Raw genomic sequence first — 24,703 nt, forward strand, 5'->3', positions numbered from 1 at the left:
CACGGTTTGTGTGGCGATATTACATCAGTTTGCGACGGCGTGTCACCTCAATATCGAGGTCGATGATCTTTTTTCGCAGCGTATTTCGGTTAATCCCTAGTAAATCCGAACATTTTGCCTGATTTCCGCCGGTTGCGTCCAACGCGATTTCGATCAGCGGCGCCTCAACTTCGCGCAGGATACGCTGATACAGTCCCGGAGGCGGCAACATGTTGCCGTGCAGATCGAAATACCGCCGCAGATGCCGCGCGACCGAGGCCGACAGTTTCTCACGCTCTCCGCCCCCCAGAACCGGTTCGACCTCAGGCTGGCTGCCCAGAACCATCTCGACTTCGGTTTTGGATATCTCATCCGCCTGACTGGTCAGCCCAAGGCGGCGCACCGCGTTTTCCAGTTGCCGCACATTCCCGGGCCACGAATAACGGCGCACCAGTTCAACCGCTTCGGCGCTGAGCCAGCGTTTCGTGCCGGTCTCACGCTCTTCCCGTGCCAGAAAGTGATCGGCCAGCAAAGTAATGTCGTCCATTCTTTCACGCAGGGCCGGAACGTGGATCGTCGCGCCACACAGACGATAATACAGATCCTGGCGCACGCGCCCGCTTTCCATTGCTTCGGTCAGGTCCGACTGGCTGGTTGCCATGAAGCGCGGCAGATGATCGCCCGGGCTGTCCATCATCCGCACGATCCGGGCCTGAATGTCGTCTTCGATATCTGCGATTTCGTCGATCAGCAGGGTGCCGCCCCGAACCCGCGCCATGACGCGGGCGGGTCCTTCCAGATCCCGCAACTCAGACGCGGTGACGGACACAAAGGGCAATGTCCGACGATCCGAGAAGTCATGTATTGCCTTCGCAATCAATGACTTGCCGGTTCCACTTTCACCGGAAATCATAACCGGCAGATCGGTGTTCATGACCCGCGCCACCAGCCGGTACAGCGCCTGCATAACCGGCGTACGCCCGACCAGAGGCAATTCTTCCGGGCGATCCCGAACCAATTCCGGGGCACCAGACTGCGGGCGTTGCTTCTGATCCAGCGCCCGGGCCGTTCTTTTCATCAGATCCGGCAGATCAAAAGGCTTCGGCAGATAGTCATAAGCGTCGGCCTCAGCCGCCTGAATTGCCGTCATGATCGTGTTCTGGGCCGAGATCACGATAACCGGCAATCCCGGCCTGTCCTGCGCGATCTTCGGCAGCATCTCAAGCCCGTTGCCGTCCGGCATGACCACGTCCGAGATGACCACATCGCCTTTGCCCTCTCCGACCCAGCGCATCAGCGTCGTCAAAGAAGAAGTTGCGTGCACCTTGCATCCCGCACGGGTCAGTGCCTGCGTCAGAACCGTCCGGATCGTGCGGTCGTCATCTGCGACCAGAACTGTGCCATCCATCTGCTGTTCTCCTTGCTATGCCATTTGCCGCCGGTTTCAATTTCATTGCGCGTCCCGTGGCGCCCGCCTGAGTGACAGGCGAAAAACCGTCCGGCCCGGAACCGACTCGGCCGAAACCCAGCCGTCGTGGTCGGAGACGATCTTGCTGACCAGCGCCAGACCAAGACCCGTGCCGTTTTCCCTGCCAGAGACAAAGGGATCGAAAATGTCGCTCAGGATGTCTTCGGGCAAGCCGGGGCCGTCATCGATGATTTCGATCTGCAGCGGTAGGGAATGGCCGGACCCATCGTTGCGCCGCAGACGAAATGAATGTTCGAAATAGGTGCGCAGGCGAATGGTCCCGCCTTCCGGCCCGGCTGCCTCGGATGCGTTTTTCAGAAGGTTCAGAATGACCTGCAGGATCTGGTCCTGATCGCCATAAGCCAGCGGCAGCGACGGATCATAATCCTCGACGATCTTCATATGTGCGCCGAACCCCAACAGCGCCGAACGACGCGCACGGTCCAGCACGTCATGCAGGTTGACCGGCTGGAAGTCCGGCTGCGACAGGTTTCCGAACTGCTCCACCTGCTCCAACAGCTTTACGATCCGGCGGCTTTCTTCGACAATTAAGTCTGTTAACTCAATATCTTGCTGAGAGATATTCATGCTAAGCAACTGGGCAGCTCCAGTGATGCCAGCCAGCGGGTTTTTGATCTCATGCGCCAGCATTTCGGCCATTCCGATAGCCGATTGCGCGGCGGATTTCACCGTGTTCCCGCGAGTCATCCGTCCGGCCAGTTCGCGCGGAGAAAGGATCATGATCATTGATCCCGGATGACCCATCAACGGCGCGATCTGCAGCGCACATTGCAGCGGGGCACGACTGCCCGATCCAACATCCACATCATTGACGAACAACGGCGAACCATTCTGCCGTGCCCTCAGAAACGCCTCCTCCAGGGGTGCGTCGACGGCTATCTGATCCCACACCGGATGCCCGACAACCGAACGGCGCGAGGCGTTCAGGAACCCCTCACCCGCCGAATTGACGTCGGCGATCCGGTCGTCACCGTCGATGATGAATGCGGGAACCGGCAATGAGGCCCAAATGCTCTGGTCCGAGGTCATGCCGCCGCTTCCCCCTGATGCGGGATTGCATCCGCGATCAAACGCAGAACTTCGGATGTATCACGCGATGTCAGTATCGCGCGGCGCAAGCCGACGGGCGTTCCTGCTTCATCCATGTACCACCCAAGATGCTTGCGCGCGACGCGCAGACCAAGGTCGGGTCCATAGAAGTCCAGCATGGCCTGATAGTGCTCCTGCACCATCGCACTCAGATCAAGCCCTGTCGGAACGTCCGGCGCGTCGGCACCAAACAGGTCGTGACATAACTGCGCCAGCAACCAGGGCTTTCCCTGCGCCCCACGTCCGACCATCACGCCGTCGGCGCCCGAGTGATCCAAGGCGGTCCGTGCGGTTTGCGTGTCAACGATATCACCGTTTGCGATGACCGGAATGGTCACTGCCTCTTTCACCGCACGGATGGCCTGCCAGTTTGCGTGTCCCTTGTAGAACTGACACCGTGTTCGACCGTGGATCGTGACCATCCGAATACCGGCATCCTGCGCCCTGCGCGCCACATCCGGCGCGTTCAGCAGGCTGTCGTCCCAACCAAGCCGGGTCTTCAGCGTCACTGGGACATCCACCGCCTCCACCACCGCCTCGATCAGTGTCAGGGCATGGTCGGGCGTTTTCAGCAGGGCCGAACCCGAATACCCGTTGGTCACCTTCTTGGCCGGGCAGCCCATGTTGATGTCGATCACCCGCGCGCCGCGATCAGCGACCTGCCGCGCGGCTTCCGCCATCCAGTGTGCTTCGCGCCCGGCAAGCTGAACGGCGGTATTCTCGACATCCGCCGAAAGCTCGGCCCGTTCGCGCACGCCCGGTTTTGCCTGCACCATTTCCTGGCTGGCGACCATTTCGCTGACAACCATGCCCGCGCCAAAGCGCATCACCAGATCGCGATACGGGCGATCGGTGATTCCGGCCATCGGCGCCAGCAAAACCGGCGGGTACAAAGGCTTGTCAGCAAGATGCAGGGTCAAAGTGCTTATTCCTTGGGCAGTTGCGCATTTAATATCGAATTCTGCGCATATGACCAAGAAATCCGCATGCCACAAGCCTGCAAAATCATCACATGCCTAATTTTTAGGCAGATTGACGCGGGCGATTGCCTCTGCATTCACCGCATCCTAAACAATGACCCAACGCAGGAGAGCAGACCTCATGACCACCGCCGCCATTATTGTCGCCGCCGGACGCGGAATGCGCGCGGGTGGCGGAACGCCAAAACAATGGCACAACTTGGCCGGACGTCGCGTGGCCGACTGGACAATCGACAGGTTCCGGGGACTGGTTGATCACATCGTCCTGGTCCTTTCCCCCGACGACCAAGCCGCTCGAGCCGAATTTGGCGGTACCGATCTGATTGTGGCGACGGGAGGAGCAGACCGCGCCGGGTCTGTCCGTAATGGCTTGCAGGCACTGGCGGACAAGACTGTAACACACGTCCTGATCCACGATGTTGCCCGGCCTTGTGTCAGCCGCGCCACCATCCTCGACGTACTGGCGGCACTGAACGACAACATCGCCGCGGCACCGGGGGTGGCGGTGACCGACGCGCTCTGGACGGGGGACGGCTTCGCTGTCACGGGCACACAGGATCGCACTGGATTGTATGCGGCCCAGACCCCTCAGGGATTTCACTATGACGCCATCGTTGCAGCCCATGCCGCACACCCCGGCGGTGCCATGGACGACGTTGAAGTCGCCCGCGCGGCAGGTATAGGCGTGGCTATCGTGCCCGGCGACGCAGACAACATCAAAATCACCCGACCCGAGGATTTTGCCCGGGCGGAACGTATCATGGGAACGAACATGGAAGTAAGGCTGGGCAACGGGTACGACGTTCACCGATTTGGCGATGGAGATCATGTGATCCTGTGCGGTGTAAAAGTGCCGCATGATCGCGGGCTTCAGGGACATTCAGATGCCGATGTCGGGATGCACGCCGTAACCGACGCAATCTATGGTGCACTTGCACAGGGGGATATCGGTCAGCATTTCCCACCATCGGATCCGCAATGGAAAGGGGCCGCCAGCGCGATATTTCTGCGGCACGCGGTCGAACTGGCCGAACAGATGGGCTACCGCATCTCGAATGTCGATTGCACACTTGTTTGCGAATATCCCAAGATCGGCCCTCACGCGTCCGCGATGCGCGAAGAAATGTCGAACATCATGGGATTGCGGGCCGATCAGGTCTCGGTCAAGGCGACCACGTCCGAACGTCTGGGCTTTACCGGCCGCAGTGAGGGCATCGCGTCACTGGCCACGGCCTGTCTGGTGAAGTCATGAACGCGGCTCGTCTGATTGGAACCGTTGGCGGCGTAGGCTATCTGCGCCCCGCCCCCGGCACCTGGGGATCACTGGCCGCGCTGCCGATGGTCTGGGTATTGCACACGCTGGGTGGCTTCCCCTTGCTGGCCCTGGCTACTCTGATCGTCTTTGTCGCAGGGCTCTGGGCCACAAAGGTCATGACCGCAGGTCAGGATGACCACGATCCGTCGGAAATCGTGATTGACGAGGTTGCAGGGCAGTTCCTCGCCCTCTGGGCAATTTCATACCCGGCCTGGGCGCACGGGCTGGAAATCACCGCGCTCTGGCCCGGTTGGGTTGCGGGTTTCGTGCTGTTTCGCCTGTTCGACATCACCAAGCCCGGCCCTGTCGGCTGGGCCGACCGGCGTGGCGACCCAATGGGCGTGATGCTGGATGACGTGATCGCCGGTGTGTTTTCAGCCATCTGCGTCGCGCTGCTGGCCGGCTTTTCGCATGGGGTATTGGGCCTGTGAGCGTCACCGACATCCTGAATCGGGCCAAGGCAAAGGGGGTGATGATCGCCACAGCCGAAAGCTGCACTGGCGGCCTTGTTGCCGCCGCGCTGACAGATATTCCCGGCAGTTCTGCCGTGGTGGAACGCGGCTTTGTCACCTACACCAATACCGCCAAACAGCAGATGCTTGGCGTGCAGGCTGACACGCTGGAAGCCCACGGAGCGGTATCAGAGCAGGTCGCCCGGGAAATGGCCGAGGGCGCGCTGAAGCATTCGGGCGCTCAGCTGACTGTTTCTGTCACCGGAATTGCCGGTCCGGGTGGGTCTGAATTCAAGCCGGAAGGTCGTGTGTGCTTCGGTCTGGCGGCCGAAGGCCAGGACACCATAACCGAAACCGTCGAGTTTGGTGCCCTGGGCCGGGACAAGGTGCGCATTGCCGCACGGGACCACGCCCTTGATCTGTTGTATCGGCACCTCCAGAAAGGCGCCAAAACTCACGGCCTGTGACCTAAGACCACTCAACGCACAATCACGTGATGCCAAGTAACATCATCCGCGGCGCAGGCAGCCGGTTCCCCCTTTTTCTTCTGCCACATTGCTCACAAAGTGCTGATCTGTAACGTGTTTCCTCAGGCCGGCACACCTGACTGCGGGCATACTGTTTCGGTTATCGCACAGGCATGACTGACACTATGCGGTCGGCAAATTGCCGGTTGCACAGCGAAGTCCCTTTCGCGTAAATGCCCTGATCCGGGCAGGCCTAGCCCACCTAGGCCCGTCCAGCAGCCCGCAAGGGCAAAAGCGGACCTTATTCAGGGTCCGCTTTTCTTTTGGGCCAACCCCTCTCGACAGCGCCCCTTTGGACGGGCTATCAGCCCGCAACGTCATTTCAGCCCCGAGGTTCCGCCATGATCCCCAGTTCATTTCCCGACAGCACCGAAATCGCCCGCCTGACCGCGCGGATGCTGCTGGAGATCAAGGCCGTGCATTTCAACGCACGCGAGCCGTTCACTCTGGCCAGCGGCTTGCCCAGCCCGACCTATATCGATTGCCGCAAGCTGATCTCGTACCCGCGCATCCGTTCGACCTTGATGGATTTCCTGACCGTCACCGTGATGCGCGATGCGGGCTTTGAAGCATTCGACAACATTGCAGGCGGCGAAACCGCGGGAATCCCTTTTGCCGCGATGGTGGCGGAACGTATGGCTCTGCCGATGACCTATGTGCGCAAGAAACCCAAAGGGTATGGCCGCAACGCCCGGATCGAAGGCGCCATGAGCGAAGGCGAACGCGTTCTGTTGGTCGAAGACCTTACCACCGATGGCGGCTCGAAACTGTCCTTCGTCGACGCGATCCGCGAAACCGGCGCGACCTGCGGGCATACTGCCGTTATCTTCTACTACGGCATCTTCCCCGAAACCGAAAAAACCCTGGGTGATCATGGGGTGCGACTGCACAGCCTGTGTACCTGGTGGGATGTTCTGGCCGAGGCCAAGGCGCAAAAAGCGTTTGATCAGGAAACACTTGATGGGGTCGAGGCATTCCTGAACGACCCGCGCGGCTGGCAGGAAGCGAATAAGGGCTGACGTGACGCAAACCGTTTCCCAATCGGAAACATTGCCGAATACGCCCGACACTCCATCCACAACATGTTGACGGATGCCCGCCCCATCCTGCAATATGATGGGGCGGGAAGATATGCACAGGCTATCCCCAGAAAACATACAATTTGCGCCGACTCAGGGCGCTGCGTTATGGCCTCTGTCCAAGGGGCAAGAGAACAGCAATGAACGAGATCAGCAGTATCGAGCAGGCAGCGGCGCAAATTCAGAACGCCGAAACAATGCCGCACTCCATCGAGGCCGAGCAGCAGCTTCTGGGCGCGATCCTGACCAATAACGACCTTTATGACCGGGTAGCCTCGATCATCGGGGCCGAGCATTTCTATGATCCGGTCCACGCCCGCATCTACGAAGTCGCGGCCGCGCGCATCGCCAAGAATGCGCTGGCCTCGCCTGTGACGCTGAAATCTTTCATGGCCGAGGATGAAGGCCTGAAGGAACTTGGCGGGCCGGCCTATCTGGTCAAACTGGCCGGCGCCTCGATCAGCGCCTTCGCGGTGCATGACTACGCGCAAATGATCTATGACCTCGCCATCCGGCGCGAGCTAATCCGTCTGGGCCGGGACATCTCGGACAAGGCGGCGCGAGTCGATGTGTCCAGCGAACCAAAAGAACAGATCGTCGAGGCCGAGCAGCAGCTTTACCAGTTGTCCGAGCAGGGCCAGACCGAACAGGGTTTTCAATCCTTCCTCAAGGCGGTCACAGAAGCCGTCAATGTCACCAACGAGGCGTACCAGCGCGGTGGCGGCATGGCGGGGATTTCCACCGGTCTGGCCGATCTGGACAAGCAACTGGGGGGCCTGCACCCATCGGACCTGATCATTTTGGCGGGCCGCCCGTCGATGGGAAAAACATCGCTGGCGACCAACGTGGCCTTCAATGTGGCCAAAGCGTACAAGCGTGGCTTGAAGTCGGACGGCAGCGAGGGCGCGGTTGACGGTGGAGTGGTCGGCTTCTTCTCGTTGGAGATGAGCGCCGAGCAGCTTGCGGGTCGGGTTCTGGCCGAAGCGTCCGAGATTTCCTCGCACAAGATCCGCCAAGGTGACATGACCGAAGCCGAGTTCCGCCGCTTCGTCGATGCCGCCAAGGAGCTTGAGGCGTGCCCCCTGTTCATCGACGACACGCCCGCCCTGCCGATTTCACAGCTGGCCGCCCGCGCACGGCGGCTGAAACGCACCCATGGGCTGGACCTGCTGGTGATCGACTATCTGCAACTTTGCCGCGGCATGTCCGACAACCGCGTCAACGAGATCGCCGAGATTTCGATGGGCATGAAAGCCATCGCGAAGGAACTGAACATCCCGGTGATCGCGCTGTCTCAGCTTTCCCGTCAGGTCGAAAACCGCGACGACAAGCGCCCACAACTGTCCGATCTGCGGGAATCGGGATCGATCGAACAGGATGCGGACGTGGTGATGTTCGTGTTCCGCGAGGAATACTACAAGGAACGCGAAAAGCCCGGCGATCACGAGTTGGAAAAGATGGAAGAGTGGAAGCAGGCCATGGAACGCCTGCACGGCAAGGCCGAAGTCATCGTCGGCAAGCAGCGTCACGGCCCCATCGGCACGGTCGAGCTGTCCTTCGAGGCCCAGTTCACCCGTTTCGGAAATCTGGTCAAACCCTGGCAACAGGGCGGACAGATCGAAGGGTATTGATCCCTTGACCTGGGCAAACTGATATGCACGGATCGGGCCATGCTGTTTTGTCTTGCTCATAAACCCCGTCGCGTGGTGCTTGAACGCCACTTCGGGCACCGCCGCAAACGCTTTGCCGGATAGATCGGGGGCATTTTCTGCCCCTGCAATCTTCCTCAACAAAGCGAAAGAACAATGACAGAATTCACTGAAATCCCCGTCATCCGTCTGGGCGCGCGCCCCGAGGATGAAATCGCAGCCGATTTTCGGGCTGCTTATGGAACAACAGGCTTCGGCTATATCGAGGATCACGGCATAGATGCCGGTCTGATCAGCGATGTCTTCGAGGTCTCAAGACAGTTTCACGCGCTGCCGCTTGACAAAAAGCTTGCGATCGCCGTTGACCGAACCCACCGCGGCTATATCGCCATCGATACGTCAACGGATGTAAACTCGACCCTGGCCGATGTGACCAAACCCAATCAGTCGGCAAGCTTCATGATGATGCGCGAAGACACAAAGGCCGATCCCGGTATCTACCTGTCAGGCCCGAACCGGTGGCCGGATCTGGCGGGTTTTCGGACCACGCTGGAGGCCTATGCCCGCGCCATGTCCGATCTGGGGCGCAGGTTGATGAGAATTGCCCTGAAGGCCAGTAGTGCCACCGATTTTTCTGTTCTTTCGGCCTTCGACACTCCGACCATCTGGCTGCGGTTGCTGCACTATCCACCGCAATCTGAAGCCAGCCCTGGTGATCTGTTCGGCTCGGCACCCCATACCGATTTTGGTTGCCTGACCTTGCTGGCGCAGGATCAGGTGGGTGGATTGCAGGTCAGAACCCCTGCCGGAAATTGGGTCGATGTCCCCACACGCCCCGGGGCATTTGTCGTCAATGTCGGGGATATGCTGCATCGGATGTCGAATGGCCGCCTGTTGTCCACACCGCATCGCGTCATCAACCGTTCGGGTCGTGAACGATACAGCGTGCCGTTCTTCTTTGACCCGCATGTGAGCACAATTGTCGAACCTCTGCCCGGCACCGGCGCCCCCGGGTTCAAGCCTTTGTTGTTTGCCGATTTCCTGCGATCTGAGCTTGAAGCTGCTTATGAGGCCCATAAACCCGAGGGGAATTGAAGCATTCCCTCTTGACCTGCCGCGATCCAATGTCATGAACAGTTCCATGAGTACTGCACGTTTGACGATCAATCTTCAGGCGCTCGCCAGCAATTGGCGGGCGCTCGACGCAAAAACGGATGTCGAAACCGGCGCCGTGGTCAAGGCGGATGCCTATGGCCTGGGTGCCGGGCCTGTCTCGGCGACGCTGGCCGAAGAAGGCGTCCGGAAGTTCTTTGTCGCCGTCGCCGAAGAAGGCGCCGTTGTCCGGCAGGCGGTCGGCCCCGGTCCGATGATCGGCGTGTTCTCCGGCCATATGGAAGGCGACGCCGATCTGCTGCGGGATCACGATCTGACACCATTGATCAACTCGCCCCAGCAGTTTCAGCGCCATCGCGAGGCACTGCCGGATCACGGCTTTGGCATTCAGCTCGACAGCGGCATGAACCGTCTGGGATTGGAACCTTCCGACTGGGCCGCACTGCGCCCGCAGGCCGAGGCGCTGAACCCGGTCGTGGTGATGTCACATCTGGCTTGTTCGGACGAGCCCGATCACCCTATGAACCAACAACAGTTGCGCACCTTCCGCGAGATGACAGACGGGGTTGCCGCTCCCAGATCGTTGGCGGCCACCGGCGGCATCTTGCTGGGACCCGAATTCCATTTCGACTTCTGTCGCCCGGGCGTCGGACTATATGGCGGTCTGCCGTTCGCCGCCGCAAAACCCGTCGTGACAGCCGATCTGCCTGTTGTGCAGATCAGGGATCTGGCCGTGGGTGAAACCGTTGGCTATGGCAACAGCTGGGCCGCGCGCCGACCGTCACGGATTGCAACCGTCGCGGCTGGCTATGCCGACGGGCTGCACCGCGCCATCGGTGGCGGCATAGACATGTTCTCTGGCAATCAGCCATGCCCCGTGGTCGGCCGCATCTCGATGGATCTCATCACCGTCGATGTCACCGACCTGCCGCATGCGCCCGAGCGTCTGCGCATTCTGAACGGACATCAAACCGTGGATGATCTGGCCGAGGCCGCAGGTACCATTGGCTATGAAATCCTGACCTCACTGGGCAACCGATACTCCAAGGGCTACGTGGAATGAACCCCCTTTCCCTTCTGGGTGGTCTTGGACGCGTCGTCCTGACCATGCTGGCGGCATTCGGCCGTGTCGGACTGTTCGCGTTGGATGCGGTCTCTCATATCTTTCGCCCGCCGTTTTACCCGCGCGAATTCGGCATCGCGCTGCTGAATATCGGCTGGCTGTCGCTGCCCGTCGTCGGCCTGACCGCGATTTTCACCGGCGGCGCGCTGGCGCTGCAGATCTACGCGGGCGGCGCGCGTTTCAATGCCGAAGCCGTCGTGCCCCAGATCGTTGCGATCGGCATGGTACGCGAGCTTGGTCCGGTGCTGGTTGGCCTGATGATCGCCGCGCGCGTAACTTCGTCCATCGCCGCCGAGATCGCGACAATGAAAGTGACCGAGCAGATCGACGCGCTGGTCACGCTGTCCACGCACCCGATGAAATACCTCACCGCACCACGTGTGTTGGCGGCGCTGATCACCGTGCCTGCTCTGGTCGCGGTTGGCGACGTAATCGGCATCATGGGCGGCTATACGGTCGCCACGCAAAACCTGGGCTTCAACCCGGCGGCCTATCTGAAAAACACCGTGGATTTCCTGGAAACCCGCGATATCGTTTCGTCGCTGGTCAAAGGTGCAGCCTTCGGCATGATCGCAGCCATCATGGGATGTTACTACGGCATGAATTCGGGCCGCGGCGCGCAGGGCGTGGGCCGCGCCACCAAGGGCTCGGTCGAGGCCGCCGCTGTGCTGATCCTCGCCGCAAACTTTGTTCTGACAGGGGTGTTCTTCTCGCTATGATCCGGATGGAGAACGTACAGAAAGCCTTTGGCGACAATCAAGTGCTGCAGGGCATGAACCTTGAGATCCCCAAAGGCACCTCGATGGTCATCATCGGCGGTTCGGGCACCGGCAAGTCCGTGGCGCTGAAATGCATCCTCGGCCTGATCAAGCCCGACAGTGGCATGATCTATGTCGATGGCAAAGACGCCACTAAGGGTGACCGAGATGCGTTTCTTGCGCGCTTTGGGATGCTGTTTCAGGGGGCTGCGCTGTTCGACTCCCTGCCTGTCTGGCAAAACGTCGCCTTCCGCCTGCTGCGCGGTTCGCTGAAACGCCCTGCTGATGAGGCGCGCGAAATCGCCATCGAGAAACTGCGCCGCGTGGGCCTGAAATCCAACGTCGCCGACCGCTTTCCGGCCGAACTGTCGGGCGGCATGCAAAAACGCGTGGGCCTCGCGCGCGCCATTGCTGCCGAGCCCGAAATCATCTTTTTCGACGAGCCCACAACGGGGTTGGACCCGATCATGTCCGGCGTCATCAACGATCTGATCCGCGAGATCGTGACCGAGATGGGCGCTACCGCGATGACCATCACCCACGACATGAGCTCCGTCCGCGCAATTGCTGACAACGTGGCCATGCTGCACGGAGGTGTGATCCAGTGGACCGGCCCGGTCGGCCAGATGGACGCCTCGGGTGATCCTTATGTAGAGCAGTTCATCAGCGGGAGCGCGGAAGGGCCGATTGAGGCGGTGCGGTGACAAAGTTCTTAGACGAACGGGAGTCAATGAGCCCCCACTTGTTCGCTCAAATTTCTGAGAAATACTTACAAGCAGCGAAGATTATTTGGGAAGCAGAGTTCGCAAATCGGCATCGCTTCTATTGGGACAAACTACTAATTCTACGCCCCCTTTCGCAATTAGTGGGCGTTTCTCTCGAAACTAGCCTCAAGGGGTTGATAGCGTGTCGCGGCATCGATAACAGCAAAACACACAGTATATCTAAGCTCTTTGAAATCCTTGACGACCCTAACCTTGAGGCCGAGATTTCAGCTCTTCTTCAAAACGTCGAACTGCCGGAAGAGCTAGTTGAGGTAGACGAGCACCTAGAAGCGAATGAACTTGCCAAATTGTACCGGACACTGGGAATACACGTAGATCTGCTTGATCGGGTGTACGACCGCCCATACGTTTCTCGGTATCCATACCTCGGAAGCCATGCCGCACCCGACATTGAGGCACTTATGATCGTTATCCAAGCCCTTCAGCTCAGGTTGCGTGAAGAAAAAAAAACGTGGCATCGCGACTAGTGCGATGACCCTCCGCCTCGCCACCCTATCCCTCCTGATCCTCTACCCCATCGCATGGTTCGCCCCGCTGATGCGAGCCGGTCTACTGCCGATCTTCGGCCTCAGCGAAATCAGCGTCATCACCGGCCTGCAATCCCTCTGGAGATCCGACGTCTTCCTCGCTCTGATCGTCACCGTCTTCGCCCTCTTCGCGCCCTACGTCAAAACCATCGGCACCGCGCTGGTCCAATGGGACCTGCTGGATGCCCGCGTTCAGCCCGCGCTCAATATCCTCGGCAAGCTGGCCATGGCCGACATTTTCCTCATCGCGCTTTACATCACGCTGGCCAAGGGTATCTCCTACGCGACCATCGAAACGGCGTGGGGTCTTTATCTGTTCACGGGCTGTATTCTGGCGTCAATCGCCGTGGGCCACGTTACGGAAATGACATGCAGTTCACGAAATCCTCAGGTCTAATTGATTGAAATCATTATACTGAGTATCATCTTCCTAATTCGAGCAGTTTTGTTTTTGTACCTTGCCGGTCCATTGCGGATCACGTTGTGTGTTTGACGAACCCCGCCGCCCGGACCCGGCCAGTGCCGGTTTGCGAGAAGGAGTTGGGACGTCATGGACGCCATCCATACTATCACATTGCAATGTCAGAATGCCTTTCTACGACTGACTTTTTTCCTGATCTGCGCGTCGGCCCTCGCAGCGGTTTTGGCCACCACTCTATCGGCCGCCGGTGTCTGGCCCTGGTTGTCGGTGCAGGCCGGAATTGCCGGATCGGGCACAATAGATGCGGGCATGTTTGTCCAGCTCGGCCTGACTGCACTGATTCTCATGCTGGCCTTCTACCTGCCCTCAAACGCCAGAATGATGGCGCTGGAAAAGACGCATCGAAAGTTTTCCGTGAACATGCAGGATGTGGTCGATGCCTATCAGGTGGCCCATGCCGCCGACCGCAGCGGAGCCTTCGCGCTTGCCTCCGAATTCGACGCGGTGAAGGAACGCCTAGCCTTTCTGCGCGATCACCCGGACCTTCAGTCGCTCGAACCTGAGGTTCTGGAACTGGCCGCACAGATGAGCCAGGTCAGCCACGAACTGGCACAGACCTATGGCGCGGACAAAGTGGCCCGCGCCCGCACCTTCCTGAAACAACGTCAAGAAGAGATTGAGCTGTTCCGTCAACGAATCGAAGATGCCCAGACCGTTCAGCACGAGCTGCGCCAGTGGACCCGCGATATCGAGATCGAGGAATCCATCGCCAAATCCCAGCTTGCGCGCCTTCGCGATGAACTGTTCGAGCTTCTGCCTGAACTTTCGACCCAATTGCAAACACCGCCCGACGGAAGTGACCCCAGCGCCGCAAGCGTCATTGCCATGTCACCGCCCCGGGCCGCCGAATAAGCCACCCACCCCGGCGCGCCAGCGCCCGCCATGGCCGACGGCCCGCAGGGCCCGAGGTCGTGGCCGCCACCGGCGGTGAAGAAAGCCCCGCAAGGGCTTGAAGAACCGCCCCGGCTCGGGCACGAATTGCGCCATGGCTAAAACGACTTCTTTCTCCTGCAACGCCTGCGGCGCGTCGCATTCCCGCTGGTCCGGACGATGTGACGCCTGCGGTGAATGGAACACCATCACTCAGGAAACCCCCCTTTCCGCCGGCCCGGCGAAGAAATCGCTGGGCGGCAAGCGTGGACAGGCCGTAGCGCTGTCCGACCTGTCGACCGAGGAAACACCCCCGCCGCGCACCCTTTGCGGCGTCGAGGAACTGGACCGGGTGTTAGGCGGCGGTCTTGTGCCGGCCTCGGCCCTGTTGGTCGGTGGCGACCCCGGCATCGGCAAATCCACCCTGCTGTTGCAGGCAGCGGCCAGATTTGCCCGGGCAGGCGTCAAGACGATCTATGTCTCGGGCGAAGAAGCCAGCGCGCAGGTCCGCATGCGCGCGCGCCGTCTGGGTCTGGAAGACGCCCCCGTGCAACTCGCCGCTGAAACCAACCTGCGCGATATTCTGACAACGCTGGAAACGGAAAAACCGGGCCTCGCGATCATCGACTCGATTCAGACCATGTGGGCCGACAATGTCGACAGCGCCCCCGGTTCAGTGTCTCAGGTTCGCGCAGCGGCTCACGAGCTGACGACCTTTGCAAAGCGCCACGGGGTCTCGATCATCATGGTTGGCCATGTCACCAAGGAAGGCCAGATCGCCGGTCCCCGCGTGGTCGAGCATATGGTCGACACGGTGCTGTATTTCGAAGGCGAGCGTGGCCATCAGTTCCGCATCCTGCGCGCGGTCAAGAACCGCTTTGGCCCCGCCGACGAAATCGGAGTGTTCGAAATGACCGGCAAAGGGCTGGCACAGGTCACGAACCCCTCGGCCCTGTTCCTGTCGGAACGTGGCACACCCAGCCCAGGCTCGGCCGTCTTTGCCGGGATCGAGGGCACCCGGCCCGTGCTGGTGGAGTTGCAGGCCCTCGTCGCACCGTCGCCGCATTCCCAGCCCCGCCGCACTGTCGTCGGGTGGGACAGCGGAAGGCTTGCGATGATCCTCGCCGTACTCGAAGCCCGATGTGGTATCCCCTTTGCCGGTCTCGATGTCTACCTGAACGTGGCAGGCGGGCTGAAAGTTAGCGAACCCGCTGCCGATCTGGCTGTGGCCGCAGCACTGCTCAGCGCGCGTGAGGACACGGCCCTGCCCGCCGACACGGTCGTTTTCGGAGAAATCTCTCTTTCCGGGGCACTTAGACCGGCCCCGCAGACCGAAAACAGGTTGAAAGAAGCGCAAAAACTTGGTTTCACGGCGGCAATTGCTCCGGCAGGTGGCAAAACCGGCACTGTGGCAGGTCTGACACTCACCCGACCCTCTGATTTGGTCGGGTTTGTTGGCGAAACCTTCGGAGCAGGTTAAAGTCGCGCCCCGAGGGGCAGAAAACGAACAGGCGAGGGCCATGGAAGGTTTTACAATAATTGACGGGGTAGTCGCCCTGATCGTCGTGCTGTCGGGCATTCTGGCCTATTCGCGCGGATTCATGCGCGAGGTTATGGCCATCGCAGGTTGGGTCGCCGCCGCAGTTCTGGCCTTTATCTTCGCACCACAGGCCGTTCCGCTGGTCAAGGAAATCCCGGTCGTCGGAGACTTCCTGCGCGACAGCTGCGAATTGTCGGTGATCACCGGCTTTGCGGGTGTCTTTGCCATCGCACTGATCGTGGTCAGCATCTTCACGCCGCTGTTTTCATCGCTGGTCCAGCGCTCGGCGCTTGGCGGCCTGGATCAGGCACTCGGTTTTTTCTTCGGCATCGCGCGGGGCATTCTGTTGGTGGCCATCGCCTTCTTTGTCTACGACACGGTGATGACCGGCCAAAGCTATACCATCGTTGACGAAAGCCGTTCGGCCAAAGTCTTCGAACAGTTCAGTGGCAAGATCGAAGAGCAAAACCCCGAAGCGGCCTTAGGTTGGGTTACGACCCAGTATGAAGAACTGGTCGCCAGCTGCACCGCGGGCAACTCGGAAGGTTGATACGCCTTATCAGTTGAGTTTGCAGACAGGCCCGGCAATGCCCGGGCCTTTTTGTTTGCGGGTCTCAGACAAACCCCTCGCCGCCGCAGACCGTACATCGGATCGTTTTCAACCCAAAACATCCGTCGCATCTGCTTGAGATCGGTTTGCCAAGGATATCGCGGCTTTTGACCACTTCTCCGGCACCGTTGCAGATCTGGCATGGCGCACGTCCCATGCCCCGGCATCGGTGACATCGGCGCTTTGCTGCGGCCGCTTCCTTGGCCTTTGGCTTATGCTGCCACATAGGTAACATCCAGTCCGGTAACAAACCGCCTTAACGGTCGGCATTGTTCGCATGACAGCATAAGTCGGTAAAAATGTCATCTTCCGCGTGAATTCAGACAAATATTGGCCTGCGGCAAATCGCGATTGTGATCGTTAGATGACACACGCGCCGTTAGGTATTATGTGGAACCGAACCGACATGGAATCGGAGCTGCCGGTCTTGCTGTATCTGTTTTCTTTCGCGCTTGCCCTTTTTGCGATGGCGCGACTTTGCCGGTCTGAAGACTGGCGACAACGGGTACGAATACCATCCGGCAAATACTCCGGTTCCGGCCATTGAGAACACTCACCACAAGAACGTCATAGGAATTGGAGCCCGTACATGTGTGGGATTTTGGGGATCGCAAGCAGGACACATGATGTCTTTGCGGAAATCTATGACGGGCTGCTGATGCTGCAGCACCGGGGTCAGGACGCCTCGGGCATCGTCACATATAACGGTGAGTACTTTCGTGAAAAGAAGGCGAACGGGCTGGTCAAGGACGTCTTCAACGCGCAAGACGCCGAAACCCTTCTGGGGAAAACCGGTATTGGTCATGTCCGCTATCCCACGGCAGGTTCGCTCAGCGCGGCCGAGGCGCAACCGTTCTTCGTGAACGCGCCTTACGGCATCTATCTTGTTCATAACGGCAACATCACCAACACCGCAGAACAGCGCGAGAAGGTCACCGGCAAATACAGCCGCCACCTGCGCACCACATCCGACTCGGAAATCCTGCTGAACGTTCTGGCCGACAAAGTGGCCGATGCCATCAAGGTCAACGGCAATGCCGAGCCCATTCGGAATATCTTTGCCGGCGTAAAGATGACGATGGAGCGGGTTCAGGGCGCCTATTCGGTGATCTGTCTGGTTGCCGGCGTCGGCATGCTGGCGTTCCGCGATCCCTATGGAATCCGCCCCTTGTCCGTTGCCAAACGCGATGTGGACGGAGATGGCGACGACTATGCCTTTGCGTCCGAAGACGTGGCATTCGGCATCAACGGCTTTGACAAGCTGCGTGACGTGAAACCCGGTGAGGCGATCCTGATCGATCTGGAAGGAAACATGCACGCGTTCCAGGCGGTTGAGGGCCAACTGACCCCCTGTATCTTCGAATACGTCTACCTTGCGCGGCCGGATTCGCTATTGGACGGCGTCTCGGTCTACAAAACACAGATGCGCATGGGCCAAACGCTGGCCCGCCAGATCGAGGCGGCGGGGCTTGAGATTGATCGCATCATCCCCGTGCCGGACAGCGCACGCCCCGTCGCGCTCGAGGCCGCCAAGATCACCGGCATCCCCTATCGCGAAGGTCTGGTCAAAAACCGCTACGTCGGGCGCACATTCATCATGCCTGGCCAGCAGGAACGACAGAAATCCGTGCGCCGCAAGCTGAATGCCATTCCGCTTGAGTTCGAGGACCAGAACGTTCTGCTGATCGACGATTCGATCGTGCGCGGCAACACGATCAAGAAAATCGTCCAGATGTGCCGCGAGGCCGGCGCCAAAAAGGTGTACGTCGCCAGCGCCTCGCCCCCGGTCAAATACCCGAATGTCTACGGCATTGACATGCCCACCAAGCATGAACTGATCGCCAACGGCAAAACAATCGAGGAAATCCGCCAGGAACTGGGCGCGGACGCCCTGTTCTATCAGGAACTGGATGACCTGATCTGGGCCGCAAAAGAAGGCAACCCCGAGATCAAGCAATTCGACTGCTCGTGTTTTGACGGCAATTACCCAACCGGAAGTGTCAGCGAGGAATATCTTGAAAGCCTCGAAAACAGCAGCCGGGTCAGCCAGAAGAAACAGGACATGATGGTTGTCGGCGGGTCGTGGAACGCAGCCAAGCTCGCGTCTGGCTGAACGGCGCCAACTGAAGCGATCCGGCCGCACGATTCGAACCAACCCACCGCCCGAATGCTATGTATGAGTGGGTTTCCGCTCACAACCCGGCGGCGAACGCTGCGTGAATCCAACCAGTTCCTGCCAGCGTGATCACTTGCCCGTGTCGCCACGTACGACCGGGCTTTTGTTCGTCGAACGCATTTGGTAGGCGCAAGCCAACCACCACCCGATAACAGGGACCGGGCCCTGCCCGGCCAGAACTTATGTCGAACTCCAAAGTGAAGGCCGCAGCCACCCAGAAAGGTGCGCTGAAAAAGGGGTCTGTTTCCCTCCTTGGGGTCTTTGGCCCCTCTACGAATATGCGCGCATTGATGCGGATGTCTTCGGGCCGCGTAAAAGAAGTCAAGACCGGCAGCCGAGTGGCTTCGGGCACTATTGTTGCGATTGATGAAGACGGCGTCATGCTGCGACAAAGCGGCCAAACGCACCGGATTGCCATTCCCGGCTCGTGATCGCGACTTGACGCCCTGCGCGCACGGGTCCAAACCGCAACCATGACTGATCAGACCAAAATCGCCCTCATCACCGGGGCCTCGCGCGGGCTGGGTGCCGCTCTGGCCGAAGCGTTGGCACCCGAACACCACATTGTTGCCGTTGCCCGCACCACGGGCGGGCTTGAGGAACTGGACGACCGCATCAAGGCCAAGGGCGGCAGCGCCACTCTGGCGCCGATGGATATTGCCGATCCTAACGCCATGGCGACCCTGTGCCGGGGCATTCACGACCGCTGGGGCAAGGTCGATCTTTGGCTGCACACCGCAATCCACACCTCGGCCCTGACACCTGCGCATTTCATCGACCCCAAGGAATGGACCAAGGCGGTGAATACCAACGCCAACGCAACCTCGGTGCTGATCCCGTATATCGCGCCACTGCTGGGCGAAACCGGCCACGCCGTGTTCTTTGACGACCCCAAGGCGGGCGAGAAGTTCTACGGCATCTACGGCGCAACCAAGGCCGCGCAAATGGCGCTGGCCCGCAGCTGGGCGGCCGAGACCGAGCGGACAGGACCGCGGGTTTCTATCGTGGAACCTGCGCCAATGCCAACCGCCGTGCGCGCCCGCTTCCATCCCGGTGAAGACCGCGAAGCCTTGACCAGCACAGCGGACGAGGCCGCGCGTATTCTGGCGCTGCTATAGGAATGGCCCTGACGGGCCATGCCTCCGGCGGGGATATTTTTGGCCAGATGAAGCGAGCGGGTCAGGCGATATGAACGCCGTTGCGCCCGGCCAGATCGACGAAGAACTGCCAGGCCACGCGACCGGACCTTGCGCCACGCGTGGCCTGCCATTCAATGGCTTCGGCCCGAAGGGTATGAGCATCGACCGAAACGCCGTAAGCGGCGCAGTAACGGTCGATCATCGCCAGATACTCATCCTGATCGCAGGGATGGAAACCCAGCCACAGGCCGAACCGGTCCGACAGGGAAACCTTTTCCTCGACCGCTTCGGAAGGGTTGATGGCGCTTGAGCGTTCGTTCTCGATCATGTCACGTGGCATCAAATGGCGACGGTTCGAGGTGGCATAGAACACCACGTTCTCGGGGCGGCCCTCGATACCACCATCCAGCACCGCCTTCAGCGACTTGTAGTGTTGGTCATCATGGCTGAACGACAGGTCGTCGCAGAACAGAATGAACCGGTAAGGCGCGGCCCGCAGATGGTTCAGAAGACGCGCGACCGAGCCCATGTCCTCGCGCTGCAATTCCACCAGCTTGAGGTCTGGATGCTCATGCTGCAAGGTGCCATGCACAGCTTTGACGAGGCTGGATTTCCCCATTCCCCGCGCGCCCCACAGCAAGGCGTTGTTGGCCTTGAACCCGGCAGCGAAACGGCGCGTGTTGTCCAGAAGCGTGTCGCGAGAGCGGTTGATCCCCACCAGCAGATCCAGATCGACCCTGTTGACCTGCTCGACCGGCGTCAGGCGATCCGGCTCAACATGCCAGACAAATGCCGATGCCACGGCGAAATCGGGCGCGGCCAGCGGTGCAGGTACCATACGCTCCAGCGCGTCGGCGATACGGTTCAGGGCTAGGTCGTCCATCGGCTCCTCCGGTCATCTCTGCCTGTGTCAAACCATGTTCGCCCGGACGCAACAAGGGCCGGGCACGAAAAAGGCGCGCCAGAAACCGGCGCGCCTTATCCATTTCATTCAGCAGATTTACCTAGCGTCTTCTTCCTGTACGATCTCTTCGTCTGCTTCTTCTTCGTCGTCATAGTAGCCATCGGCACGCAATTGCTCTTCGCGCTTTTTCTCGACCCGAGCCACCAGGAATATCGAAATCTCGTACAGCCCGTAGACCACGACGAACAGGATGATCTGGGTGATCACGTCCGGCGGTGTCACGATGGCGGCCAGCACCAGAATGCCAACGACCGCGTATTTGCGTACCGCTCCCAGCCCTTCGGCGCTGACCAGCCCGGCCTTGCCCATCAGGGTCAACAAAACCGGCAACTGGAAGCACAGGCCAAAGGCCACGATGAACTTGATCGTCAGGTTCAGGTATTCCTGCGCTGAGCCCTGGAACACCACACTCAGCGGCGCTGCGTTTGTTCCGTCGGCCACCGCTTCGCCTTCCGCTCCGAATTGCTGGAAGCCCAGGAAAAAGTCATAGGCCAAAGGCGTGACCACGTAGAAGGCAAAGCTTGCCCCCAGCAGAAACATGAAGGGCGACGCCAGCATGAATGGCAGAAAGGCGTTCTTTTCCGACCGATAAAGGCCGGGCGCCACGAACCGCCACATCTGCATCCCGATATAGGGAAAAGCCAGCATGAAACCGCCCAGCAACGAGACCTTGATGGCGACAAAGAACCCTTCCTGCGGCGATATGAAAATCAGCCCGCAATCCTGTCCACGCTCGGTCAGTACCTCGCACAGTGGCTGCGTCAGAAAGTTGAAGATCGGCGTGGCCACCGTAAAGCAGATGATCATACCGATCAGAAACGCCACCACGCAATGGATCAACCGTGTGCGCAGCTCCGCCAGATGCTCGATCAATGGGGCCGAGGTATCTTCGATCTCGTCGGTCTTGGTCATGTCTTGCTTTCAGTGTTCAGCGCCGCTTCGGCCTCTTCTGCCTTGGCCAACGCGTCTGCGGCTTCTTTCGCCTTGCGGTCGGCGGCGGCGCGAGCCGTTGCGGCCTGGATCTTCTTGGCCTGTTCCGCCCGTTCCGCGGCCAGTTTGCCGGTTTCGCTGTCCGGGTCGAACTTGGTCGGATCCATGCTTTTGGCCATATCCTGCGCGGCCTGCTTTACCCCGTCCATGGCGGTGTTGACAGGATTGGCAGCGGCATTCAGACCCTTCTTGATCTCGTTCACACCTGCCTGGTCCGCCGCTTCGTTCATGGCGCTGGAAAACTCACGCGCCATTCCGCGCGCCTTGCCGACGAATCGACCGACATTGCGAAACAGAACCGGCAGGTCTTTGGGCCCCACCACGATCAGCGCAACGATGCCGATGACAAGAAGCTCGGTCCAGCCCAGATCAAACATCCGCGCTTAGACCTTGTCTTTCTCGGTCTCGGGCGTGACATCCTTGGCCAGCTCGGACGCGTCCTGTTCAATCTCTTCCGTTCCGTCCTTGACGCCTTTCTTGAACGCGGTGATGCCTTTGCCCACTTCGCCCATAAGCGAGCTGATTTTGCCGCGGCCAAACAGCACCAGCACCACGACGGCAATCAGCAGAAGGCCGGGAAGACCGATATTGTTGAGCATGTCTTTTCTCCTCTTACGTCGGCGCCACGCGCCGGAAATGTGAACTGGGTCCGTGTCTACGCCTGCAAAGCGCTCTGCAAAAGTGAGGCAGGTCAATTCCGCGCATAAATGTGAACCGGTGGCGCGTTTTTTGCGGACTCGCAATTCTTAACTGACAGGTTTATGTCAGTTGCAAAGGGCTAGGCAGAGGGCATTGAAACCTGGTCAACGGAGAATCAAATGACCCATGTTGCTGAAATCGTCACCTTTACCCTTGCTAACGGAACCACCCCGGAAGAGTTCGTGAAACTCAGCCAGGCGTCCGAGGCATTTGTCCGCGCGGCCCCCGGATTTGCCCATCGCCAACTGAGCCAGGGTGAGGATGGCCGCTGGACGGATTACGTGATCTGGACAGACATGAAGGCGGCCAAGGATGCCGCAGCGCAGTTCCCGCAGCAGGATTTTTGCGCGGGCCTGATGGCTGCCATCAACCCCGAAAGCATCCAGATGCGCCACGAGAATGTGTTATGGAACATGACCGCCTGAGGCAGGTCAGGACGGTGCGTCATGCGCCGCTCTGACCGCCTGTTCGACATCATCCAGATCCTGCGCGACGGCAAACTGCACCGCGCGCAGGACATTGCGGACCGGCTCGAGGTGTCGGTCCGCACCATTTATCGCGACATGGACACGCTGGTCGCCTCGGGCGTTCCGGTCGAGGGCGAACGCGGCGTCGGCTATATGGTGCGCGAGCAGATCACCCTGCCACCGTTGAACCTGACGCCCGCTGAACTCGAGGCGCTGAACCTCGGCATGGCGATTGTGGCCGAGGCGGCTGATCCCGACCTTAAATCCGCTGCTGAATCACTGGCCGACAAAATCGACGCCGTGCTGCCCACTCAGGTCGTGGCCGAAGCCGACAGCTGGAAGTTCGCCGTCTACCCCTTTGCCGACGCCGCGCGCGGACTGGCGCATATGGCCCCGATCCGCGCCGCAATCAAATCCCGCCAGAAACTGCGCCTGTCCTACCGCCGCATCGACGGCGTCCTGACCGATCGCGTGATCCGCCCGCTGCACATGGAATACTGGGGCCGAGTATGGACCCTCACTGCCTGGTGCGAGCTGCGAGACGGTTTCCGCGTCTTCCGTATCGATCTGACCGAGGCAGTCACACCAATGCCCGAGATCTTCCCCGACGAACCCGGCAAAAGGCTCAGCGACTACGACCCGCACAGCTAACAGGCTTCATCTTTTTCAAAATACTCCCGCCGGAGGCATGGCCCGGAACGGGCCATTTCCGTCACTTGAGATAAGGTTCGGGATCGACGGCTTCGAACCCCTGCCGCACCTCGAAATGCACATAGGCCTCGTCACCGCCCCGCAGGGCCGCGATTTGCTGTCCTCTCCGGACCCTGTCGCCTTTCTTGACGGCAACGTCGGCAACATTGGCATAAATCGTGACCAGATCATTGCTGTGCTTCACCAGTACGATCGGAACCTGATTTGCGTCCTCCGTCACAGCAGCCACAGTCCCGGCATCAGCTGCCTTGACCGGCGCCCCCGCACTCGAGGCGATGTCGATCCCCTTGTTTTTGTTCTTGTCGAACGTGCGGATGATCGTCCCGCTGACCGGCAAGGACAAGGCGGCGGTGCTGATGTTTGTCGGCGCTTCCGCCGTCACATCAGGCGCTTCGGCCAATGGCGCAACCTCTTCGTCCGGCAAGGGCTGCGTGGCACTGGGGGGTGTCGGCGTCGGAGATCCCTGCCCCGGCTGCGTGACATTCGTTGCAGTAGTGGCCGCTGCCGCGGACCTGCGTGGCGCTGGCTGATCCTTGACCGGGATCAGCAGGTACTGGCCCTCGCGCACAGTGAAATCGGACCCAAGACCGTTCCACTCCGCCAGGGACTCCACCGGCACCTGATACAAACGCGAAATGGTATAGGCCGTTTCCCCACGCTTGACCTTGTGCCGAACCGGTTCGGGCCCCACCGGTGCAGGTGTGGGTGATACAGGCTTTGCCGGCTCCAATGTCGTGGTCTGAACACCCCCGCTCTCGGGAGCCTCATCAATGGCGGACCCGGCCAGGGCTGCAATATCGACGTTGCTGCCGCCGCCGACCGAACGCGGCAGCGCCAGAACTTCGCCATCGCGCAGAGGGTCAGTGACATTCAAACCGTTGAACCGGGCTAGTTCCGCCGGAGGCAGCCCAACACGTGCGGCCACGTCATTGACGGTATCGCCGCCGCGGGCCACCGCGACCTGATAGTTGGGATAGGTGATGACCCCACGCGCGTCAGGAGCCGGACGATTGCCCGTGGCCGCCAGCGCCGCATCGGCGGTCGAAAATCCGCCTACATTGCCCCGCAGGTCATAGTCCAATGGCCCCTCGCACCCGGCAAGAATTACCAATGCCGTCGCTCCAAGGGCGCAACGGCGCATTGCTGATTTGGAAACTGCTCTCATCATGCTGTCCTCAACGCCTGCCCCTG

At 60.1% G+C, this 24,703-nt stretch carries 27 protein-coding genes; 19 read left to right on the forward strand and 8 right to left on the reverse strand.

Annotation, left to right across the window (positions count from 1 at the left end; genetic code table 11):
- Positions 1-19 precede the first annotated feature (19 nt).
- The 3 genes from ACR0J2_RS03305 to dusB are packed head-to-tail and all read right to left on the reverse strand — an operon-like array spanning position 20 to position 3,477.
- The gene (locus tag ACR0J2_RS03305; protein WP_480811654.1) at positions 20-1,387 is read right to left on the reverse strand and encodes a response regulator; all 1,368 of its coding nucleotides are present in this window, start codon (positions 1,385-1,387) and stop codon (positions 20-22) included.
- A gap of 42 nt (positions 1,388-1,429) precedes the next feature.
- Positions 1,430-2,497 (reverse strand): ATP-binding protein, encoded by a 1,068-nt coding sequence (locus tag ACR0J2_RS03310; protein ID WP_170610739.1) that lies wholly within the window; start codon positions 2,495-2,497, stop codon positions 1,430-1,432.
- On the reverse strand, positions 2,494-3,477 hold the full coding sequence (dusB, locus tag ACR0J2_RS03315) for a tRNA dihydrouridine synthase DusB (protein ID WP_480811655.1): 984 nt from the start codon (positions 3,475-3,477) through the stop codon (positions 2,494-2,496). The genes ACR0J2_RS03310 and dusB overlap by 4 nt, the downstream gene beginning before the upstream one ends.
- Before the next feature lie 181 nt (positions 3,478-3,658).
- Between dusB and ACR0J2_RS03320 the strand changes: the two genes are divergently transcribed.
- The 17 genes from ACR0J2_RS03320 (at position 3,659) to ACR0J2_RS03400 (ending at position 19,660) form a co-directional block, all read left to right on the forward strand.
- Positions 3,659-4,789: a bifunctional 2-C-methyl-D-erythritol 4-phosphate cytidylyltransferase/2-C-methyl-D-erythritol 2,4-cyclodiphosphate synthase gene (locus tag ACR0J2_RS03320; RefSeq protein WP_480811656.1), complete on the forward strand. Its 1,131-nt coding sequence runs from the start codon at positions 3,659-3,661 to the stop codon at positions 4,787-4,789.
- Positions 4,786-5,283: a phosphatidylglycerophosphatase A family protein gene (locus tag ACR0J2_RS03325; RefSeq protein WP_480811657.1), complete on the forward strand. Its 498-nt coding sequence runs from the start codon at positions 4,786-4,788 to the stop codon at positions 5,281-5,283. Before ACR0J2_RS03320 ends, ACR0J2_RS03325 begins: the two co-directional genes overlap by 4 nt.
- Positions 5,280-5,771 (forward strand): CinA family protein, encoded by a 492-nt coding sequence (locus ACR0J2_RS03330; RefSeq protein WP_480811658.1) that lies wholly within the window; start codon positions 5,280-5,282, stop codon positions 5,769-5,771. Before ACR0J2_RS03325 ends, ACR0J2_RS03330 begins: the two co-directional genes overlap by 4 nt.
- Positions 5,772-6,172: 401 nt before the next feature.
- Complete coding sequence (locus tag ACR0J2_RS03335) at positions 6,173-6,850, forward strand: orotate phosphoribosyltransferase (RefSeq protein ID WP_170610725.1); 678 nt, start codon at positions 6,173-6,175, stop codon at positions 6,848-6,850.
- A 200-nt stretch (positions 6,851-7,050) separates the two neighbouring features.
- Positions 7,051-8,541, forward strand: a complete 1,491-nt coding sequence (locus tag ACR0J2_RS03340; protein WP_170610722.1) for a replicative DNA helicase — start codon at positions 7,051-7,053, stop codon at positions 8,539-8,541.
- 174 nt (positions 8,542-8,715) lie between these two features.
- Positions 8,716-9,654 (forward strand): isopenicillin N synthase family dioxygenase, encoded by a 939-nt coding sequence (locus ACR0J2_RS03345; RefSeq protein ID WP_480811659.1) that lies wholly within the window; start codon positions 8,716-8,718, stop codon positions 9,652-9,654.
- A 46-nt stretch (positions 9,655-9,700) separates the two neighbouring features.
- Complete coding sequence (gene alr, locus ACR0J2_RS03350; RefSeq protein ID WP_480811660.1) at positions 9,701-10,735, forward strand: alanine racemase; 1,035 nt, start codon at positions 9,701-9,703, stop codon at positions 10,733-10,735.
- Complete coding sequence (locus tag ACR0J2_RS03355) at positions 10,732-11,514, forward strand: MlaE family ABC transporter permease (protein WP_170610714.1); 783 nt, start codon at positions 10,732-10,734, stop codon at positions 11,512-11,514. Before alr ends, ACR0J2_RS03355 begins: the two co-directional genes overlap by 4 nt.
- Positions 11,511-12,257: an ABC transporter ATP-binding protein gene (locus tag ACR0J2_RS03360; RefSeq protein ID WP_170610710.1), complete on the forward strand. Its 747-nt coding sequence runs from the start codon at positions 11,511-11,513 to the stop codon at positions 12,255-12,257. Before ACR0J2_RS03355 ends, ACR0J2_RS03360 begins: the two co-directional genes overlap by 4 nt.
- A gap of 38 nt (positions 12,258-12,295) precedes the next feature.
- On the forward strand, positions 12,296-12,805 hold the full coding sequence (locus tag ACR0J2_RS03365; protein WP_480811661.1) for a HEPN domain-containing protein: 510 nt from the start codon (positions 12,296-12,298) through the stop codon (positions 12,803-12,805).
- A 4-nt stretch (positions 12,806-12,809) separates the two neighbouring features.
- Positions 12,810-13,262 carry a paraquat-inducible protein A gene (locus ACR0J2_RS03370; protein ID WP_480811662.1) on the forward strand — a complete coding sequence of 151 codons (453 nt, stop codon included), beginning with the start codon at positions 12,810-12,812 and terminating at the stop codon, positions 13,260-13,262.
- Between the two features lie 153 nt (positions 13,263-13,415).
- Positions 13,416-14,198 (forward strand): DNA repair protein, encoded by a 783-nt coding sequence (locus ACR0J2_RS03375; protein WP_480811663.1) that lies wholly within the window; start codon positions 13,416-13,418, stop codon positions 14,196-14,198.
- Between the two features lie 133 nt (positions 14,199-14,331).
- Entirely contained in the window at positions 14,332-15,696 is a 1,365-nt protein-coding gene (gene radA, locus ACR0J2_RS03380; RefSeq protein WP_170677391.1) for a DNA repair protein RadA, read from the forward strand.
- A gap of 40 nt (positions 15,697-15,736) precedes the next feature.
- Positions 15,737-16,306 carry a CvpA family protein gene (locus ACR0J2_RS03385; RefSeq protein WP_170610697.1) on the forward strand — a complete coding sequence of 190 codons (570 nt, stop codon included), beginning with the start codon at positions 15,737-15,739 and terminating at the stop codon, positions 16,304-16,306.
- A gap of 649 nt (positions 16,307-16,955) precedes the next feature.
- Entirely contained in the window at positions 16,956-18,479 is a 1,524-nt protein-coding gene (purF, locus tag ACR0J2_RS03390; protein WP_170610695.1) for an amidophosphoribosyltransferase, read from the forward strand.
- 245 nt (positions 18,480-18,724) lie between these two features.
- Positions 18,725-18,973, forward strand: a complete 249-nt coding sequence (locus ACR0J2_RS03395) for a hypothetical protein (RefSeq protein WP_170610692.1) — start codon at positions 18,725-18,727, stop codon at positions 18,971-18,973.
- Between the two features lie 42 nt (positions 18,974-19,015).
- Complete coding sequence (locus ACR0J2_RS03400) at positions 19,016-19,660, forward strand: SDR family NAD(P)-dependent oxidoreductase (RefSeq protein ID WP_480811664.1); 645 nt, start codon at positions 19,016-19,018, stop codon at positions 19,658-19,660.
- A 61-nt stretch (positions 19,661-19,721) separates the two neighbouring features.
- Here the strand turns inward: ACR0J2_RS03400 and ACR0J2_RS03405 are convergent, their stop codons facing one another.
- The 4 genes from ACR0J2_RS03405 to ACR0J2_RS03420 all read right to left on the reverse strand — a co-directional run bounded on the left by ACR0J2_RS03405 (position 19,722) and on the right by ACR0J2_RS03420 (position 22,234).
- Positions 19,722-20,564, reverse strand: coding sequence for an ATP-binding protein (locus ACR0J2_RS03405; protein WP_480811665.1), 843 nt, complete (start codon positions 20,562-20,564; stop codon positions 19,722-19,724).
- A gap of 117 nt (positions 20,565-20,681) precedes the next feature.
- On the reverse strand, positions 20,682-21,557 hold the full coding sequence (gene tatC / locus ACR0J2_RS03410) for a twin-arginine translocase subunit TatC (protein ID WP_170677401.1): 876 nt from the start codon (positions 21,555-21,557) through the stop codon (positions 20,682-20,684).
- The gene (gene tatB / locus ACR0J2_RS03415) at positions 21,554-22,012 is read right to left on the reverse strand and encodes a Sec-independent protein translocase protein TatB (RefSeq protein WP_170610681.1); all 459 of its coding nucleotides are present in this window, start codon (positions 22,010-22,012) and stop codon (positions 21,554-21,556) included. The genes tatC and tatB overlap by 4 nt, the downstream gene beginning before the upstream one ends.
- 6 nt (positions 22,013-22,018) lie before the next feature.
- Positions 22,019-22,234 carry a twin-arginine translocase TatA/TatE family subunit gene (locus tag ACR0J2_RS03420; RefSeq protein ID WP_170610679.1) on the reverse strand — a complete coding sequence of 72 codons (216 nt, stop codon included), beginning with the start codon at positions 22,232-22,234 and terminating at the stop codon, positions 22,019-22,021.
- 219 nt (positions 22,235-22,453) lie between these two features.
- Here ACR0J2_RS03420 and ACR0J2_RS03425 point away from each other — a divergent pair, with 219 nt between their 5' ends.
- Positions 22,454-22,759, forward strand: a complete 306-nt coding sequence (locus ACR0J2_RS03425) for a hypothetical protein (protein WP_170610676.1) — start codon at positions 22,454-22,456, stop codon at positions 22,757-22,759.
- A gap of 21 nt (positions 22,760-22,780) precedes the next feature.
- Positions 22,781-23,452: a helix-turn-helix transcriptional regulator gene (locus tag ACR0J2_RS03430; protein ID WP_480811666.1), complete on the forward strand. Its 672-nt coding sequence runs from the start codon at positions 22,781-22,783 to the stop codon at positions 23,450-23,452.
- A 61-nt stretch (positions 23,453-23,513) separates the two neighbouring features.
- Here the strand turns inward: ACR0J2_RS03430 and ACR0J2_RS03435 are convergent, their stop codons facing one another.
- Positions 23,514-24,677: a peptidoglycan DD-metalloendopeptidase family protein gene (locus ACR0J2_RS03435; protein WP_480811667.1), complete on the reverse strand. Its 1,164-nt coding sequence runs from the start codon at positions 24,675-24,677 to the stop codon at positions 23,514-23,516.
- Between the last annotated feature and the right edge of the window lie 26 nt (positions 24,678-24,703).

This window comes from Ruegeria sp. CG4, assembly GCF_056537185.1.